The organism is Streptomyces sp. NPDC001781, from assembly GCF_053596035.1.
In genome coordinates this window covers 1-18,822 of record NZ_JBSFFI010000015.1, presented here as the reverse complement: position 1 = coordinate 18,822, position 18,822 = coordinate 1, and the positions used below count along the sequence as shown (strand labels likewise).

At 75.1% G+C, this 18,822-nt stretch carries 12 protein-coding genes; 10 read left to right on the top strand and 2 right to left on the bottom strand.

Annotation, left to right across the window (positions count from 1 at the left end):
- Positions 1–50: 50 nt before the first annotated feature.
- Both ACWCV3_RS16025 and ACWCV3_RS16020 read right to left on the bottom strand, forming a co-directional pair.
- Positions 51–257: a hypothetical protein gene (locus tag ACWCV3_RS16025; protein ID WP_451223553.1), complete on the bottom strand. Its 207-nt coding sequence runs from the start codon at positions 255–257 to the stop codon at positions 51–53.
- Positions 258–381: 124 nt separating this feature from the next.
- Positions 382–3,537: a type 2 lanthipeptide synthetase LanM family protein gene (locus ACWCV3_RS16020; RefSeq protein ID WP_451223551.1), complete on the bottom strand. Its 3,156-nt coding sequence runs from the start codon at positions 3,535–3,537 to the stop codon at positions 382–384.
- Between the two features lie 345 nt (positions 3,538–3,882).
- Here ACWCV3_RS16020 and ACWCV3_RS16015 point away from each other — a divergent pair, with 345 nt between their 5' ends.
- From ACWCV3_RS16015 to ACWCV3_RS15970, 10 genes are all read left to right on the top strand, one after another.
- Positions 3,883–4,506 (top strand): helix-turn-helix transcriptional regulator, encoded by a 624-nt coding sequence (locus tag ACWCV3_RS16015; protein WP_451223549.1) that lies wholly within the window; start codon positions 3,883–3,885, stop codon positions 4,504–4,506.
- Entirely contained in the window at positions 4,503–5,147 is a 645-nt protein-coding gene (locus tag ACWCV3_RS16010) for a response regulator transcription factor (RefSeq protein WP_451223547.1), read from the top strand. Before ACWCV3_RS16015 ends, ACWCV3_RS16010 begins: the two co-directional genes overlap by 4 nt.
- A gap of 160 nt (positions 5,148–5,307) precedes the next feature.
- Positions 5,308–8,499, top strand: coding sequence for a non-ribosomal peptide synthetase (locus ACWCV3_RS16005; RefSeq protein ID WP_451223545.1), 3,192 nt, complete (start codon positions 5,308–5,310; stop codon positions 8,497–8,499).
- A gap of 30 nt (positions 8,500–8,529) precedes the next feature.
- Complete coding sequence (locus ACWCV3_RS16000) at positions 8,530–9,798, top strand: diaminobutyrate--2-oxoglutarate transaminase (RefSeq protein WP_451223543.1); 1,269 nt, start codon at positions 8,530–8,532, stop codon at positions 9,796–9,798.
- Positions 9,799–9,827: 29 nt separating this feature from the next.
- A complete protein-coding gene (locus ACWCV3_RS15995; protein ID WP_451223541.1) occupies positions 9,828–10,775 on the top strand; it encodes an ornithine carbamoyltransferase in 948 nt (315 codons plus the stop codon).
- A gap of 49 nt (positions 10,776–10,824) precedes the next feature.
- Entirely contained in the window at positions 10,825–13,155 is a 2,331-nt protein-coding gene (locus ACWCV3_RS15990; protein WP_451223539.1) for a lantibiotic dehydratase, read from the top strand.
- Entirely contained in the window at positions 13,152–14,678 is a 1,527-nt protein-coding gene (locus tag ACWCV3_RS15985; protein WP_451223537.1) for an amino acid adenylation domain-containing protein, read from the top strand. Before ACWCV3_RS15990 ends, ACWCV3_RS15985 begins: the two co-directional genes overlap by 4 nt.
- On the top strand, positions 14,675–15,622 hold the full coding sequence (locus ACWCV3_RS15980; protein ID WP_451223535.1) for a threonine ammonia-lyase: 948 nt from the start codon (positions 14,675–14,677) through the stop codon (positions 15,620–15,622). Before ACWCV3_RS15985 ends, ACWCV3_RS15980 begins: the two co-directional genes overlap by 4 nt.
- Positions 15,623–15,687: 65 nt before the next feature.
- On the top strand, positions 15,688–15,948 hold the full coding sequence (locus ACWCV3_RS15975) for an acyl carrier protein (protein ID WP_365793050.1): 261 nt from the start codon (positions 15,688–15,690) through the stop codon (positions 15,946–15,948).
- Positions 15,949–15,959: 11 nt separating this feature from the next.
- The gene (locus ACWCV3_RS15970; protein WP_451223533.1) at positions 15,960–18,257 is read left to right on the top strand and encodes a lantibiotic dehydratase; all 2,298 of its coding nucleotides are present in this window, start codon (positions 15,960–15,962) and stop codon (positions 18,255–18,257) included.
- The last annotated feature ends 565 nt before the right edge of the window (positions 18,258–18,822 follow it).

The window sequence follows — 18,822 nt, the reverse complement described above, 5'->3', positions numbered from 1 at the left end:
CGCTCACGAAGGTCACACACCTACGCGAACCGGCCGGGCGTGACGTCAGGTCAGGCGGGCACCGACACGGTGGTGATGGTGGCGGAGCCGAGGCCGACCACCACGCCGCTGCCGAGGGTCATTCCGGCAAGCGCCCGGGTGCGGGCGCACGCTCCGTTCCAGCGGACCAGCCGGATCTCGCCGGCCGGGTCGGTGACCGTCGCGGCCGCGCCCGTGGCCTCGCCGTGGCCGGTACCGTTCTGCGGGAAGCTGGACATGGATCTTCCTTTCGGTGGAAGGCGATCCGGCGTGGGATCGCGCTGTTGATGAACTTGTTCGCATTTCCGGAAAGGCTCTCGTGGTGCTCGCGGCGCGGGCACCGGTTCGGAGGGCGGTACGGACTCAGCCCCGTCCGCCGCTCTGGGCGGGGCCGAGCAGCAGGACCGAGGGCACGGTGTCGGCGAAGCCCAGCCGGAGCAGGGCGTAGCCGATGCCCGACAGCCCGGTGAGCAGTCCGGGCGTCGGTACGCGCCCAGGTGTTCCGCAACACGGCCCCCAGGCGTGGAGCAGTCCGAGGGCCAGGCCGATCCGGCCGGTCAGACTGCTGCGCGCCTCGGCGTGGCCACACTCGGCCAGGGCGGCCACCGCTTCCGCGATGCCCAGCTCGCCGTGGCACAGGCTGAGGTCGGCCACCGGCGGGTGCTCGGCGAGCCTGCGGCTCGCGTCCCGAGCCGGACCGTTCACCGGCTGCGGGCGGAGCCCGGCGTCGGCCGCCGCCAGTACGACGCCGGCGGTACCGGAGCACCAGCCCGCGTCGAGCCGGTCCGCCGCAGCGAGTGCGGTGGTCAGCCGGGTGCGTCCGGCCGCCTCGGTCCGCGCGCCCAGTGGACCGCCGGCGAACCGGGCGTGCCGGGCGAGCGCCCAGCCGATCCCGGCCTCGCCGAACGCGAAGCCGAAGCTCTCCGGCGCCCCGTCACCGGGCCGGCCGGCCGGCCCGAGCCCCAGCAGCCGTTCGGCGATCCGGTCGGCGAGGTCGGCGGCCTGGGGCAGCCCGCGCTCGCGGTACACCGCGAGCAGGGCGGCGAGCGCTCCGGCCAGGCCGGCCGACACGCCCGGTGAGGTGTCGTCGCCGAGCGCCGCCAGCGCCAAGGCGTCCAGCGCCGTCGGCAGGCACCCGGCGATGTCGTCGTCAACCAGGGTGGCCACCCGTGCGAGCGCATAGCAGACTCCGCCCAGGCCTTCGAAGCCGCCGGGGCCCACGGCCCGGCTCAGGGCCGGGTCGGCGGCCAACGCAGCGACGAGTTCGGGCACCGGGGCGAGCGCCGCACGGGCCAGCTCGGTGTGCCGGGCGGAGCCGGTGAGCGCGCCGAGCTGGGCCAGGAACAGGGCCACTCCGCTGTATCCCTGGGCGAGCCCCGCGCCCATGGGCAGCACCGTCCAGCGGTCGTCGACCGCCTCCAGGCCCAGCCAGTTGGCCCGGCCGTGTCCGCCGACGGCCCGGCCGGCGATCTCGTCGGCGATCCCGGAGGCGGCGGCCAGCAGCGCGGAGGGTTCCGGCAGGACGGCGGGAGCCGGACTGGCCCGGCGGCTCACCCGGTGGTGGCGTCCGGCGGCGCACGGCTCCGCGGACGCCAGGGTGGCCGAGATGATCCACTCCTGGGCACGGCGGTCGACGGTGCTCATGGCGGCGAGCTTCGCCCGTGAGGAGGCGAGGCCCGAGGTGTCCAGGACGCCGCTCACCGGGCTCCCGTCCGAGGCGAAGACCTCCGGTGAGCCGGGCCGGTGGAAGAAGACGGGGACGTCGCCGTCCCACAGGTCGGCGATCTCGTACTCGATCAGGGCCTGGCGGGCCGGGTCGCCGTCCGAATCGGCCCACAGCACCGCGAACATGGCATCCCGGTCGAGCCCGTCGCGCAGCACCTGCGGATGGGTCGCCTCCTCCAGCAGGGTGGCGTACAGCATCGTCGGCCGGAGCACGAGCCGACCGGCCGCGTCCCCGCCGGCGTCCAGCGGCCCGGCCGGGCCGGACAGTTCGTCGCGGTGCCGGACGACGGCGTCGTACCCGGTGCGGAATCCCGACAGGACCGCGGCCACCCGGTCGGCGCTGCCGGGCCCGGCCGCGGCTCCGTAGGGACGGTTCAGCGCGCCGGTGAACGGCGCCGGGCGGCGCACCATGCGCATCTCGTCCGTGCCGGCGTCCTCCCAGACCATCCGGGTATCGGGGGACTCCCCGCCAGGTGCGCCGCCCAGCGCGGAGACGTCGACCGCGCCCAGCTCTCCCACCAGGAGCTGCGGCAGCAGGCAGGTGCGGTGCACCGAGGAGGCGTGTGCCCCGGCGGCCGGATCCGGCCGGGTGGTCCCGCCCTCCCGCAGGACGGGGTGCAGCAGTGTCTCGACATCGACGAGCACGGGCTGGTCGCCGTGCGCGAGGACGTTCTCGTAGTGCAGGTCCACCCCTTCGAGGGTGTAGGCCAGGGCGATCAGCACACCCTGCCGACGGTGGAACCGGTCGATCTCGGCCAGCGAACGGCACGTCCGGTGGTCGATGTACTCCAGCCACCCGTAGCCGTCGCCGGCCACCCAGCGCGGGGTGCGCAGCCCCAGGCCCGGGATCTTGGCGTCGAGCCAGCCGGCCATCCTGTCCAGCAGGGCGTGCTGGTCGACCGGCCGCGGCTTGTAGACCGCGCTGCCGGTGGCGAACCGGAGCACCGCCACCGACCTGCCCTGCTGGTGCAGATCCCCGAGTCCCAGCTCGACGCCGACCAGCGGCCCCGGGTTCCGCCCGCCGAACAGCTCGTCGGCGAGCTCCTGCCGGTCGGCGGCGAGCCGCGCCAGCAGTTCGGCGCCGGACCGGGCGGTGTGCCGACAGGCCAGGGCCAGCAGGCGGGCGAGCACCGGGTATCCGGCGAACAGCCGGGCGAGACCCGCCCGGGTGCCGGCCCGGGCGACGAAGTCGGCGAAGCGGGCGGCGGCGGTGGAGCCGGACAGGTCGCCCGTGGTCCGCGCGGCGGCCAGCTCGACGACCAGGGTCCGGGCGGCCGTTCTGGCGAGTCGCCTTACCAGCCAGTCCGCGTAGTCCCCGGCGAACACCGCCGTCTCGCCGGGGTCGGCACCGTTCGCGCCGGCCTGTTCGGCCAGCTCGGCGACGGCCGCCGTCACCAGCGGGCGCAGTACCGGTTCGAAGACCACCGCTCCGTCCGCCGGGTCGGCGGGCGCGGTCACCGCGGCCCCGCAGACCTCCGCGGGGGTCTCGGGAGCCGCGGCGAGCGCCCCTTCGACGAACACCGCCCACTGCGGTTTGGCGAGTCGGCCGGCCAGGCGGGCCGGCGGTTCGGTGGCGAGTGCCGCCACCAGCCTGGGGCCGGCGCCCAGTCGGGCCGAGCGGGCGGACTCGCAGGCCAACTCGACCGGCGAGCGGGTGCGCATCCTGGCGGCCGCACCCGCGGGTGCCGGCGCCGGCGGGTGCGGGGCCGACAGGCGCTCACGCAGTGTCGCTGCCGGAGCCCACCAGGAGGTCGTCGCCTCCGTGGCGGGACGGGCGGTGTCGGTTCTGGTCACGTCCGTCACCCTTCCAGCGGTGTCGCCCGCCCGTACAGGGGAGCAGTACCCCCACATTCCGCGGCGGACTACCCAGTTGACGCCACCGCCGGGCCCCCCTTTCGCGCTGCCGGGCGGGTCGGCGGGAGCGGTGGGCGCCGACGGCGCCGCGGCCGAGGCGAGCGGGCCCGGCGGCCGGGCTCCGTCCGGCGGCGCGCGGCCGTGTGCGGTCCGGCCGCCGGTGTACGGGCCGGGCCGGCGCGGCGAGGCACGGGAATGCGGGTAATCGCGCCCCATGCGGCGCGGCGCACAGGCTGTCGAGACTCCTCACCGAGAGGTTCGTTCCGCACTGACCGAGGAGTACACATGGGCAATCCCCTGTCGTTGTGCGTCGTGGCCCTGGACCCGCTGCTCGAGGCCGGCGCCGTCAGCGCCCTGTCCGGCAACCGGGACATCGCACTGGTCCGGCCGGAGGAGAAGGCCGACGTGGCCGTCGTGATCTTCGACCGAATGGATCGCGAGGAACTCGACCTGGTGGCCGCGACCGGCAGCGGCCCGCACCGGCCCGCCGTCATCGTGATCGCCTCCCACATGTCCGCGGCCGAGGCCGCGGACGCCGTCAACGCCGGGGCCCGCGGTCTCCTGCGCCGGCACGAGGTTGACGCCGACCGGCTGGCGCGGACCGTGCGGACCGTGGCCGGCGGCGACTGCACCGTGCCCCCCGACCTGATCGACGGCCTGCTCGACCAGAGCACCGAGACCGACCCCTATCCCGGAGTGCGGGGCCGCGGACCGGACTGGGGCCTGGACGAGCGGGAACGCGCGGTCCTGCGGATGGTGGCCGACGGCCGGGAGACCGATGAAATCGCCAAGGAACTCTGCTACTCACCACGGACGGTGACCACCGTGGTCCGCGACATCACCCAGCGGTTCCGGCTGCGCAACCGCGCCCACGCGGTGGCCTACGCGCTGCGGACGGGCCTGCTGTGACCGGCCTCGTCCTCGAGGCGGCGCCGGTTGCCGGGCGGGACGACGGCGCGCCGCGCGTGCACCTGTGCCCGGCGGGCGGGGCGGCCCGCGACACGGTTGCCGCCGGTCTGCGCCGGGCCGGCATCGAGTTGGTGGCGGCCGGGGGCTGCGACGGGGTCGTCCGGGTTGCCGCGGGCCGGACGCCGGGAGCGGCGCTCGGCGGCCGACCGGAACCCGCCGGCGGCCCCCTCCTGCTGATCGCCGACACCTTCACCGCCGCGGGAGTGCGGCTGGCCGTGCGGGCCGGGGTGGCGGCGATGCTGCAGTCCGCCGAGGCCACGCCGGAGCGCCTGCTCACCGCCGTCCACGCCGCCCGGTACGGCGACGGCCGGATGTCCTACGGCGTGCTGGCCCGCCTCCTCGACGAGGCGGGCGGCGACGAGGCGGAGCGCAGGCGCCCCGTGCCCGACTCGCCGCTGACGGCCCGCCAGAAGACGGTGCTCGCGCTGGTCGCCGAGGGGCACGGCAACGCGGCCATCGCCCGTGAACTGTCCTGCTCCCAGCACACCGTGAAGAACGTCATGTACGACCTGATGACCCGCCTGCAGGTCCGCAACCGGGCGCACGCGGTGGCGTACGGCGTCCGCACCGGGCTGATCTGAACCGGTCCCGGTCCCGACCAGAGACATTGACGCAGCAAAAGCCGCGACGGGCGCTGCCGCTCCTTCCCTACTGCGCGGCCACGCCCGAACGGCAAGCTCCGGACGTGCCCCGACCACCCGAGGCACGCGACGACCTACCAGACCCCTCGGAGGTGAGCCGGTGGACCGCTGTGACGGCCGGACGACATCCTTCTCGCAGCAACGGCTGTGGTTCCTCGACCAACTGCGGCCCGGCACGGCGGACCATCTGCTTCCGCTGGCGCTGCGCCTGCGGGGCGACCTCGACGCCGGGGCCCTCGCCGCCGCCCTGGCCGACGTGGTCGACCGGCACGAGGTGTTGCGTACCCGGTATGCGGCCGCCGACGGCGAACCGGTGGCCCATGTGGTCCCCCGGGTCGAGGTTCCGCTGGACAGGGTCGACGCTCCCGCCGCCGGAGCGGCCGGCATCGCCGCGGTCCTCGACCGCGCGCTGCGCCGGCCGGTCGACCTGTCGACCGCGCCGCCGCTCGGGGCCACTCTGGCGCGGCTCGCGCCCGACGACCACCTGCTGGTCGTCGTGGTCCACCACATCGCCTTCGACTTCTCCTCCTGGAACGTCCTCACCCGCGACCTGGCCGCGGCCTACCGCGGCAGGACCACCGGTGTCCGCCCCGGACTGCCGGAGCTTCCCCTGCAGTACTCCGACCTCGCGGCCCTGCAGCGCGAGCGGTCGGCCGGTCCCCGGCTCGCCCGCGGCCTGGACCACTGGCGCTCGCGTCTGACGGGCCTGCCGCCGCTGGACCTGCCGACCGACCGGCCCCGCCCGGCCGAGTTCGACGGCGCCGCCGCCGTGGCCCGGTTCACCCTCCCTGCCGATCTGGTGGCACAGGCCGACCGGCTGGCCCGCTCCCGCCGCGCCACCCGGTTCATGGTGCTGCTCGCGGCCTTCCAGGCCCAACTGGGCCGCTACAGCGGGCAGAACGACTTCGCCGTCGGCACCCCGGTCGCCGGCCGCGGCCACCCCGCCGCCAGGGACCTCATCGGCCCCTTCGTCAACACCGTGGTGCTGCGCGCCGACCTGTCCGGCCGACCGGGTTTCGGCGAGCTAGTGGACCGGGTCCGGCACGCGTTCCTGGCCGACCTCACGCACGCCGACACCCCGTTCGAACGCGTGGTCGGCGAGCTGGCCCCTCCCCGCGACCTGAGCCGCAACCCCCTCTTCCAGGTCTCCTTCCTGACCCTCGACTCCCAGGCCGAACCACCCGTCCTGCCCGGCCTGTCGGTCGAAGTGGTGCCCACCCCGGTCGCCGGGACACCGTTCGACCTGGCGCTCGACCTGCTCGGCCGTCCCGACGGCAGCCTCGGGCTGCGCCTGCAGTACGCCACGGCGCTGTTCACGCCCGAGACGGCCGCCCGCGTCGCCGAGGACTACGTCCGGCTGCTGCACGAGCTGCTCGCCGCCCCGGACGAGCCGCTGCCCCGTGCCACCTCCGTCCTCGAACCGCTGCCCGGCGGCGAGCGCCGCCGCCGGCTCGCACTCGGCCTCGGCAGCGCCCGCGCCGTGCCCACGCAGACCGTCACCGATCTGTTCGAGCAGCAGGCGCGCCGCACCCCGCATGCCATTGCCGTGAGCTCCGGGGACGGCGGGCTGAGCTACGCCGGACTCGACCAGCGGGCCGACGAGCTGGCACACCGGCTGCGCGGTCTCGGTGTCGGCCGCGGCACCCGGGTGGGCGTCCTGCTGGAGCGCGGCACCGGGCTCCTCGTCGCCCTGCTCGGCGTTCTCAAGGCGGACGCCGCCTACGTCCCGCTCGACCCGCTGCACCCCGCGCGGCGTATCGGCCACCTGATCGAGGACACCAGGGCCGCGGTGGTCGTCACCACCGGCCCGCTGGCCGGACGGGTCGCCGGCACCGAGGCGAGGACCCTTCTGCTCGACGGCGGCCCGCCCCCGGCCGGCCCGGCGCACCGGCGCGACCGGACCACCGGCCCAGACGACCTGGCGTACGTCTTCCACACCTCCGGCTCGACCGGCACCCCCAAGGGCGTGCAGATCCCGCACCATGCCCTGACCAACTTCCTGCTCTCGATGGCGGCCCGGCTGGAGCTGGGGCCGGCGGCCACCGTGCTCGGCGTCACCACCGCCTCCTTCGACCCCTCGATGCTGGAGCTGTGCCTGCCGCTGCTGACCGGCGCCCGGCTGGTGCTGGCCGACAGCGAGCAGGCCCGCGACCCCGAGCGCCTGATCCGGCTGATCGGCGAGGCCCGCCCGGATCTGATGCAGGCCACCCCGTCGATGCTGCGGACACTGGTAGACACCGGCTGGACCCCCGGCCCAGGTCTCACCGTGCTGTCCGGCGGCGAGAAGCTGCACACCGACCTGGCCGCGGCGCTCGCGGCGGACGGCGCTCCGGTCCTGGACCTCTACGGGCCGACCGAGGCGACGATCTGGACCAGCGTGGCCCGGCACGGCGCCGACGGACGGGTACGGCGGTGGGCGGCGGTGGACAACACGACCGTCCGGGTGCTCGACGACCGGCTGGAGCCGGTGGCCGAGGGCGTCACCGGGCACGTCTGCATCGGGGGCGACGGCCTCGCATGGGGCTACCGGGGGCGGCCCGCCCAGACCGCCGGCGTCTTCCTCCCCGACCCGCACGCCACCGCGCCCGGCGGCCGGCTCTATTTCACCGGCGACCTCGGCCGGCTCCGCCCGGACGGCTCGCTGGAGATCCTCGGCCGCAGCGACCACCAGGTGAAGATCCGCGGCCACCGGATCGAACCGGGCGAGATCGAGGCCGCGCTGCTCGCTCTCGACGGCGTCCGCGCCGCCGTGGTGCACCCGACGCCGGACGCCGGCGGCGGTCAGCAGCTGACCGCGTACCTGGTCGCGGACGACCCCGGGAACCCTCCCACCCCCGACGCGCTGCGCGCCGAGCTGCTCGACTCCCTGCCCCACCATCTGGTGCCGGCCGCGTTCGTCCTGCTGGACGCCATCCCGACCGCGGTCAGCGGGAAGGTGGACCGCCACGCGCTCCCCGTGCCGACGCCGCAGGCGGCCGGCCCGGCAGCCGCTCCGCGCACCCCGCGGGAACAGTCCGTGGCCAGGGTCTGGGAAGAGGTCCTCGGCGCCACCGGGATCGGCGCCCACGACGACTTCTTCCTGCTCGGCGGACACTCGCTGCTCGCCACCCGGGTGTCCGTGCGCCTGCGCGCCGCCCTCGGGGTGGACGTCCCCGTACGGGCACTGTTCGACCACCCCACCGTCGCCGCCCTCGCCACGGCCCTGGACGGCTATCCGCTGCTGGCCCCGGACGGTCCCCTGCCGCGGCTGACCGCACGCCCACGCGGCGCGCGCACGACCGCCGGCCGCTGACCGCAACCGCCTCCTCGCCCAAGGACCGCCATGACACTCCCCGCGACCGCCGACAACTCCGTCTTCGAGAAGATCGAGTCCGAGGTGCGGATGTACTGCCGTACCTTCCCCGTGGTGTTCGAGCGCGCCAGGGGCGCGCTGCTGCACACCGACGACGGCCGGGCCTTCATCGACTTCTTCTGCGGCGCCGGCAGCCTCAACTACGGACACAACCACGACGCCGTCAAGCGGCGCGTCATCGACTACCTCGCCGACGACGGCCTCATGCACGGCCTCGACATGCACACCGTGGCCAAGCGCGACTTCCTCACCCGCCTCACCGAGGTCGTGCTGCAGCCGCGCGGCCTCGACTTCAAGGTGCAGTTCACCGGCCCGACCGGGACCGACGCGGTCGAGGCAGCCCTCAAGCTGGCCCGCCGTGCGACGGGCCGCACCGGTCTGACCGCCTTCACCGGTGCCTACCACGGGATGTCCCGCGGTTCGCTGGAGGTCACCGGCAATCGCCGCGCCCGCCGCGCGGGCACGGTCACCGGCGGGGAGGTGACCTTCGTCCCCTTCGAGGACGGCCCGCTCGGCCCGTTCGACTCGATCGGCCTGATCGAGCGGCTGTGGGCGGACCCGTCCTCCGGCACCGAACCGCCCGCGGCCGTCGTCGTCGAATCGGTGCAGATGGAGGGCGGGGTCTACCCGGCGAGCCGGGAGTGGCTGCGCCGGCTGCGCGAGGTCACCGAACGGCACGGGGTGCTGCTGATCCTGGACGAGATCCAGACCGGCTGCGGCCGCACCGGCGCGTTCTTCGGCTTCGAGGAGTCCGGGATCGTGCCGGACATCGTCACCGTCTCGAAGTCCCTCAGCGGCTACGGGCTGCCGCTCTCGCTCACGCTGTTCCGCCGCGAGCTGGACCTGTGGCAGCCCGGTGAGCACACCGGCACGTTCCGCGGCAACCAGCTCGCCTTCGTCGCGGCCACCGCGGCCTGCGAACTGTGGCAGCGGGACGACTTCCTGACCGGCCTTCAGCGGGGTGCGGAGCGCCTGACCCGGTTCCGGGCCGACGCGGCCGCGCTGGACTCCGGCCTCGTGCTGCGCGGCCGGGGCATGGTGCTCGGCGTCGACACCGCCGGGGCCGGCGGTGCGGAGCGGGCCGAGCGCGTCCAGCGGCACGCCTTCGAGCACGGCCTGATCGTCGAGCGCTGCGGCCGCTACGACGAGGTCCTCAAGGTGATGCCCCCGCTCACGATCGAGCCCGGCCTGCTCGACGAGGGGCTCGGCATCCTGCTCGACGCCCTGCAAGCGAACTGACGGCCAGCCACCCGAGGAGGAACCCCGCGATGCCCCGCCCCGACCGCCACCACCTGATCTCCGTCGAAGACCTGACCGACCGGGAGCTGCGCTGGCTCGTACACCGCGGCGCCCAGTACGCCGCCGGCGAGTGCGAGGGTGCCCGGCCGCTCGCCGACGCCGTCGTCGGCGTGCTGTTCCGCAAGACGTCCACCCGCACCCGGACCGCGTTCTCGGCCGGCGCGCTCCGGCTCGGCGGGCGGCTGATCACCTACGGTCCCGGCGACCTCCAGGAGAACACCGGGGAGAGCTCCGAGGACACCGGCGACGTTCTCTCCCGGATGCTCGACGTGCTGGTGGCCCGCACCGCGGGCAGCACCGAGGAACTGCGTGCCTACGCCGCCCAGCGGCAGATGGCCGTGGTCAACGCGATGAGCGCCGCCGAGCACCCCACCCAGGCCCTCACCGACCTCACCACGATGCTCGGCCGCTTCGGGCGGATCGAGGGACTGCGGGTGCTGTACGCCGGCGAGGGCAACAACACCGCCTCGGCACTCGCCCTGGCCCTCAGCCGGTTCCGAGGCACCGAGCTGCACCTGCGGACCCCGCCCGGCTACGGACTGGACGCGGCCTTCCTCGACCGGGCGGGCGTGCACGCCAAGGAGTCCGGCGCGCTGGTCGAGGAACGGCACAACATGGCCGACCTGCCCGAGGTCGACATCGTCTACACCACCCGTTGGCAGACCACCGGCACGACCAAGCCCGACCCCGACTGGCGGCGCGTGTTCGCCCCCTTCCGGGTGGACGCCGCCGTGCTGGCGGCCTGCCCCGGTGCCGTCTTCATGCACGACCTGCCCGCACACCGCGGCGACGAGGTGACCGGCGAGGTGCTGGACGGCCCCACGAGCATCGCGTTCCAGCAGGCTGAGAACAAGTACCACAGCGCCCGCGCCGTTCTGGAGTGGTGCCTCGGCGGCATCCCGGCGGAGCCGGCCTGACGACCCCTCGGCCGGTCCGGAGCACTCTTCCCAGGGAGGTAGCACAGCAATGTCCGACACCATACGCATGCCCGGCGGCGGGTGGCGCCTGTGGACGCACTTCGCACTGCGCGGGCCCGGTTTCCCCGCCGCGGGAGTACTACGGCTGGCCCCGGAGGGCCTGGCCTCGGCCGCGGACAAGTTCGCCTCCGGGGAGGTGCCGGCGGGGGCGGACTGGGAGGCGTTCGAGGAGGACTTCTGCGCGGCCGCGGTGCGCACCGCGCGCGACCTCCAGGAGATCGCCGCCTCGGCGCCGTTCCGGGCCGCGGTCGCCTGGCAGAACCGCACGGTGCTGCGCACCGGCATCAAGCCGTTCCTCGACTGGACGCCGTCCGCCGAGGGCCGCACCAGCATGCCCCGCCAACGCGAGGAGCTGGTCGCCCACTACTGGCAGCGGTTCTGCGTCAAGAACGACACCATCGGCTTCTTCGGACCGGTCGGCTGGGGCACCTTCGACCTCTCCCGGCGCGGCGTCGAGGTGCACCCAGGCACGGGCCTGGTCGCCGATTCCCGGGTCTACTTCTCCAGCTGGTCGATGGACGCCCTCGCGAAGGCGATCGACCGCGACCCGCGGGTGCGCGCGTGGACGCCGCCGCGCCAGGTTCCGTTCGTCCGGGTGGTCGACGGCACGGTGCGCCTGCCAGGCCGCCCGCCGCAGCCGGCTCCGGAACCCGCGCTCACCGTCCTGCGCCTGTGCGACGGGCGCCGGACGCCCGCCGAGCTCACCGTCCTGGCCGGCCGGGAGCTGGGCCGGGACCTGCCGGCCGATGAGGTGACCGCGGCCCTGGAATGGCTGGTCTCGCGCCGCCTGATCGGCTGGAAGCTGGACGTGCCCGCCGGTACCTACCCCGAGCGGGAACTGCGCGCCATGCTGGAGCGCATCGGCGACCCGGCGGTACGGGAGCCGGCGCTGGCCAAGCTGGCGGTGCTGGAGACCGGCCGCGACCGGGTCCAGCGGGCCGGTACCGACCCCGAGGAGCTGACCGCCGCGCTCGCCGCCCTGGAGGCCGGCTTCGCCGAGATCACCGAGGTGCCGGCGGTCCGCGAGAAGGGGGCCCGCACCGCGCCCAACCGCGCCCTGGTGTACGCCGACTGCCGCCGGTCCGCCACGGCGACCGTGGGTGCCGCCGTCCTGGCCCGGCTCGCTCCGCTGGAGCTGTGCCTGACAGCCGCCCGCTGGATGACCAACCGGTACGCGGAGGCCATCGGCGCACGCGTCCACGAGGCCTACCTGGAGCTGCGGAAGCTGCACGAGCAGGTCGACCTCGGTTCGCTCTGGTTCGCCTGCCTGCCCGCCCCGCACCCGGAGTCCCTCACCGACATCGAGCGCATCCAGGCCGAGCTGCGCGAGCGCTGGGCGCGGATCATCGACGCCCCGGCCGGCGCCCGGCGGGTCTCGCTCTCCAGTGCCGCCATAGCCGACCGGGTACGCGAGGCGTTCCCCGAGGGCGGGCGCGGCTGGTCGCTGAGCCGCTACATCAGCCCCGACCTGATGATCGTCGCCGAGGACCTGGGCGCCGTCGAACGCGGCGAGTTCCAGCTCGTCATCGGCGAGCTGCACGTCGCCATGAACACCCTCGCCCAGTCGCTCTTCGTCCACCAGCACCCCGACCGGGGGCAGCTGATCGACGAGACCACCCGCGACTTCCCCGGCCCGCGGCTGCTGCCCATGCTGCCCAAGGAGCTTCCGCTCAAGTGGTCCGCCCGCAGCCGGCAGTCCCTGGACCGCCCGGAGGACCACTACGTCGCACTCGCCGACCACAGCGCCGACCCGCACCGCCCGCGCACCGTCCGCTCCGGCGAGGTGCGGGTGGAGGAGCGCGACGGCGGGCTCGCGGCCGTGCTGCCCGACGGCTCGGTCTTCGACCTGCTCGACGTGTTCTGCCACGCGCTCAGCAACCGCGTGATGGACCGCTTCACCCTGCGCCGGGACGGCGACCACTCGCCCCGGATCACCATCGACTCCACCGTCGTCGCGCGGGAGAGCTGGCGGTTCGCCGGCTCCGCGCTGGCCTTCGCCGACGACAAGAGCGAGGCCAGACGGTTCGTCCGGGCCCGGCAGTGGCGGGACACCCACGAACTGCCCCGCTTCGTCTTCGTGGTCTCCCCCACCGAACCACGGCCCTTCTTCGTCGACTTCGACAGCCCCGTCTACGTCAACATCCTCGCCAAAGCCGCCCGCAGGCTCGCCCGCAAGGACCCCGACGCCAAACTCACCGTCACCGAGATGCTCCCCACCCCCGAACAGACCTGGCTCACCGACGACCAGGGCCGTCACTACACCTCCGAACTACGCCTCGTCGCCGTCGACCGGAGCACCGCCCCGGGAGAGCAGGCATGACCGCCCCCGCAGGGTCGACGTTCGTCGACGCCATCCGGGCGCACGCCGGCCGCACGCCGCACTCCCCCGCCCTGCTGACCGCCGACGGCCCGACCGGGTACGGCGAACTGGCCGGCCGGATCGACCGGCTCGCCGCCCACCTCGCCGCCCACGGCGTGGGCCCGGAGCGGGTCTGTGCGGTGGCCCTGCCTCCGGGCGCCGACGCCGTGGTCGCGACCGCCGCGGTCGTCCGGGCCGGCGGGGCGTTCCTCACCCTGGACACCGGCCTGCCCGACCGGCGGCTCGCCGCGCTCGCCGCCGGCGGCGGCGCGGCCCACCTGCTCACCCGCGCCGACCTCGCCGACCGCCTCGGACCGCTGGTCGGCGCACCCGCCGTCCTGCTCGACCGGCTCCCGGCCGCCGGCCCGCCGTCGGCCGCCTTCCGCGCCCCCCATCCGCGCTCGCTCGCCTATGTCAGCCACACCTCCGGCTCGACCGGCACCCCCCATCCCGTCCTGATCGAGCACGGCGGCCTGGACAGGTACCTCCGCGCCGTCGTCCGCGACAACGCCCTCGGGCCCGGCACCGTCAGCCTCCAGCTGGCCCCGCCCGGCTACGACGCGTCCATCCGGGACACCTTCGCGCCGCTCGCCGCGGGCGGGTGCGTCGTCCTGGTGGACCGCGCGCGACTGCTCCGCGCCGAGTCCTTCGCGGACACCGTCGCCGAGTACGGCGTCGACACCCTCCTCAGCACGACTCCCTCCTTCCTCGGCTTCCTCGCCCAGTCGCCCCGCGCGGCGGAGGGGCTGCGCTCCCTGCGCCTGGTGTGCTCGAGCGGCGAGTCGCTGCGTCCCTTCCTCGCCGCCGGCGGCCGTGCCCTGGTCGGCGGCCGGCTGGTCAACCAGTACGGGCCCAGCGAGTGCACCATGACCTCCACCCGCTACGACGTGCCGGCCGCCCCCGACACCTCCGCCGACATCGTCGGCACCGCCATCGACGGCACCGTCGTACGCCTGCTGGACCCACGGGGGCGCGAAGTCCCGGACGGGCGGACCGGCGAGGTGCACATCGGCGGCGCGGGCGTGGCCCGCGGCTACGGCGGTCTGCCCGGCCTGACAGCGGACCGTTTCCCACCCGACCCCTACGGGCCGCCCGGCGCACGGCTGTACCGGACCGGCGACCTCGCCCGGCGCGCCCCCGACGGGACCCTGGAGTACCTCGGCCGGACCGATCGCCAGATCAAGATCCGCGGCCACCGCGTGGATCCCGCCGAGGTCGAGGCCGCCCTGCTCACCCACCCCGAGGTCACCGGCGCCGTGGTGACCGCCGAGACCGACGACCGGGGCCGGACCTGGCTCTGGGCCCACGTCACCGGCCCGCTCGAAAGCATCACCGACGCCCGGCTGCGCGCGCACCTGGCCGGTACCCTGCCGCCGCACCTGATGCCCAGGCGGTTCACCCGTCTGGAGCGCCTGCCCGTCACGCACAGCGGCAAGACCGACCGGCGGGCGCTGCGCGAGGGCGTACCGGAGCCGGTGTCATGACGGCCGCGGACACCCGGATCGCACCGGCCGCCGTGCCGGCCGCCGCCGAGCGGATCGCCTCTCACGTGAGGCACACCCCGCTGCTGCGCCGCGACCTGCTGCCCGGACTGCTGGTCAAGGCCGAACACCTCCAGCACAGCGGGTCCTTCAAGCTCCGCGGCGCGGCCAACGCGCTGCTCGCGCTCGGCGCCGACGCCGTGGTCGCCGGCTCCTCCGGCAACCACGGCATCGCGGTGGCCACCCTGGGCCGCGCCCTCGGCGTCCGGGTCACCGTGGTGATGGCGGCCGGCGCGGCCGAGACCAAGGAAGCGGCCGTCCGGGCGCTCGGCGGCCGGGTCGTCCGGGTACCCGGCGGGGTGGCCGACCGCGACCGGTACGCGAAGGACCTCGCCTCCCGCACCGGCGCCGCGCTGGTGCCCTCCTCGGACCACGACCTCGTGGTGGCCGGGCAGGGCACCGTGGGTCTGGAGATGTTGCGGGACGCCCCCGACCTCGACGCGATCTTCGTACCGGTGGGCGGCGGCGGCCTGCTGGCCGGCGTCTGCCTCGCCGCCGACCATCTGGGCAGCGCGGTGCGGATCATCGGCGTGGAACCCGAAGGGGCCCGGCGCTACGCCCGCTCCCTCGCAGCCGGCCGTCCGGTCGAGGTGCCGCCCAGCGACTCGGTGGCGGACGGGCTGCGCGGCCAGCGCCCCGGCGAGGTGATCCTGCCGATCGTCCGGCACCGGGTCGACGAACTGATCGGGGTCGGCGACCCGGCCGTGCTCCGCGCGATGACCCTGCTGCACCGCGCCGGCATCCCGGCCGAGCCGAGTGGCGCGGCCGCGCTGGCCGGTGCCCTCCGGCTCGAGCTCCCCGGCCGCAGCGCCGTCGTCGTCTCCGGCGGCAACAGCGCCGCCGCCCTGGCCGCATCCGGAGCCGCGCACACCGGCACCGGCCGCTGACCGGCCGCTCCGCACCGCCCCGCCTCCCTTGTCCACATCCACACCACTCCGAAGAAGGACGGGCCATGAACCCCATCGACACCGCCGAACTCACCGGGCTGATCACCGGCTACTACCGCGAGACGCTCGGCGACGACACCCTCGACGCCACGAGCGACTTCTTCGAGGCGGGCGGCGACTCGCTCGCCGCCTTCCAGATCGTGCACCGTCTCCAGGAACTGCTCGACGCCGAGATCGCCGTCGCCCTGGTCTTCACCTATCCGTCGCCGGCCGAGCTGGCGCAGGTCGTCGTGGACGACCTGTCACTCGCTCCCGCGTCGGCCTAGGGGGCGCCGGGATGCACGAGGGATCCGTCTCTCTGAGCGGCCGCTGGCGACTGTGGGACCAGGTCGCGGTGCGCGGCGCGGGGTTCCCGGCGGACGGGGTGCTCCGGCTCGCGCCGGAGGGCCTGGCCGCGGCAGCTGACAAGTTCGGGCCCCGGGACGCGCTGTCCGGCGCGGCCTGGAATGCCTTCGAGGCAGAGTTCGCGCAGGCCGCCGTGCAGGCGGCCGTGAGCGCGCAGGAGATCGCCGCCTCCGGGCTGTTCCGGGCGGCGGTCGCCTGGCAGAACCGCGGGGTGCTCGACTCGGCGATCCGGCCGTTCCTCAACTGGTCGCCGGCGACGGCGGGCCGCACCTTCAAGCAGCGCCAGCGCGAGGAGCTGGTCGCGCACTACTGGCAGCGGTTCTGCGTCAAGAACGACACCATCGGCTTCTTCGGACCGGTCGGCTGGGGCGTCTTCGACACCGCCCGGCCCGGCGTGGCCGTCGAGCCGGGCACCGGACTGACCGCGTCCTCGGAGGTCTTCTGGTCCAGCTGGTCGGTCGACGCGCTGGCCCGGGAGATCGAGGCCGACCCGGCGGTGCGCCCCTGGACGGCGCCCCGCCGGGTGCCGTTCGTACGGCTGGAGGAGAACGCCGTACGGACCCCCGCCAGGCCGCCGCACCCGGTGCCGCCGCAGACGCTCCGCCTGCTGCGCCTGTGCGACGGCACCCGCTCCGTCCGGGCCCTCCAGCAGGAGATCGGCCCGGGCACGGACGTGCCCGCCCTGCTCGGTGAACTGCTCCGGATGCGCTGGATCACCTGGCGGCTGGACGTTCCCGCCGACATCCGCCCCGACCGCCGGCTGCGCGCCGGCCTGGAGCGGATCGGCGAGCCGGCGCTGCGCGCCGCCGCCGTCGCCCGGATGGACGAACTGGAACGCGCGGTGGAGGGCGTCCGGGCGGCGGCCGAGGACCCCGAGCGCCTGGTCGCGGCTCTCACCCGCGTGGAGCAGACGTTCCAGCGAGTGACCGAGGCGGCCGCCAAACGCGAGAAGAGCACCACCACGGCGCCCGGCCGGGCCGTGGTCTACTCGGACAGCCGCCGCTCCGCCCGGGTGACGCTGGGCAGCCATGTGCTGGCCGCGCTCGCCCCGCTCGACCTGCTGATGTCCGGGGCCGCCTGGCTCTGCTCCGCCCTGGCCGCCCGCGTGACGGAGCGCGTCACCGAGGTGTACGAGCGGCTGCGCGCCGACGCGGGACCCGGACGGCCGGTGGACCTCGCCGCCTTCTGGTTCGCCTGTATGCCGGTCCTGCACGGGGCCGCGGTCGCCGACGCCGCCGGCCTGCAGGCGGAGTTCGAGCGCCGCTGGCAGCGCATCCTGCCGGCCTCGCAGGGGGTGCGCCGGGTCTCGGTCGCCGGCACGGACATCGCCGGCCGGGTGGCGGAGGCCTTCGGGCCGGTCACCGCACCGGGCTGGGCCGCGGCGCGGTACATCAGCCCGGACGTGATGATCGGCGCGGAGGACGCCGCCGCCCTCGGGCGCGGAGAGTTCCACCTCACCCTCGGCGAACTCCACCTGGCCGCCAACACGCTCGGCAACGAACTGTTCGTCAACCAGCACCCCGACCCCCGCGAGCTGTTCGAGCGGACCGACCGGGACCATCCGGCGCCGCGGCTCATGCCTCTGCTGCCCAAGGAACACAAGTCCCGGCTCTCCGCCCGGATCCGGCACGCGCTGGTACGGCCGCGGGACTACCAGGTCGCCCTCCTCGACAACACGGCGGACCCGTATCGCGACCGGACCGTGCCGAGCGCGGACGCCGTGGTGGAGCAGCGCGACGGCCGGCTCTGTGTGGTGCTGCCCGACGGCGCGGTGTTCCCGGCCGTGGAGGTCTTCGCACATGTGCTGACCACGCTGGTGACGGACCGGTTCCGGCTCCTGCCGGAAGCCGACCGCTCCCCCCGGGTCACCATCGACCGGATGACGGTGGCGCGGGAGAGCTGGCGGTTCGCCGGCTCCGCGCTGGCCTTCGCCGACGACAAGAGCGAGGCCAGACGGTTCGTCCGGGCCCGGCAGTGGCGGGACACCCACGAACTGCCCCGCTTCGTCTTCGTGGTCTCCCCCACCGAACCACGGCCCTTCTTCGTCGACTTCGACAGCCCCGTCTACGTCAACATCCTCGCCAAAGCCGCCCGCAGGCTCGCCCGCAAGGACCCCGACGCCAGACTCACCGTCACCGAGATGCTCCCCACCCCCGAACAGACCTGGCTCACCGACGACCAGGGCCGGCACTACACCTCCGAACTACGCCTCGTCGCCGTCACCGGCTGAACCTTCCGACCGGAGCCGCGCCGCCGAGCCGCGCTCCACCCGCACCGCCGCACCGGGCCGGGCTCCACACCAGGAGCCCGGCCCGGTCGCACGTGTGGCGCCCAGCGGTTGACGCCGGCCCGGGTGGGACGGGCGGTGCCGAGCGGGACGGGCTGGAGCCGAGCGAGATGGGCTGGAGCCGAGCGGGGTGCCGAGCACCCGACACCAAGACGCGCATGACACGGCTCCTGACGCCAGGACGCGCAGAATCCTGCCGTCCGGCGCCGGTTCACCCGTCGTCCACGGCGGTTCGGTGGACGGGGCGGCCGGGCCGGGTGGCAGGGACGGCCGAGGTGACGCGCCGGGCCCGGCGACGTGGTGGCCGAGGCGCCGCGTTGATGCCGACGAGACGATCGGGAGCCTGCCCGCTCTGCCCGCCCCGGCGTGAGCGGCAGCGGCACGGGGTGTTCCCACGGACTCGAGCCGGTCGACACGGCCGGTCCGGTGCGCGGCGTGACCCTGCCCTCCGGGGCCGGCCGCGATCCGGTCCGTCGACGCACGGGAGGGCGGGGGCGCCCAGCGCGCC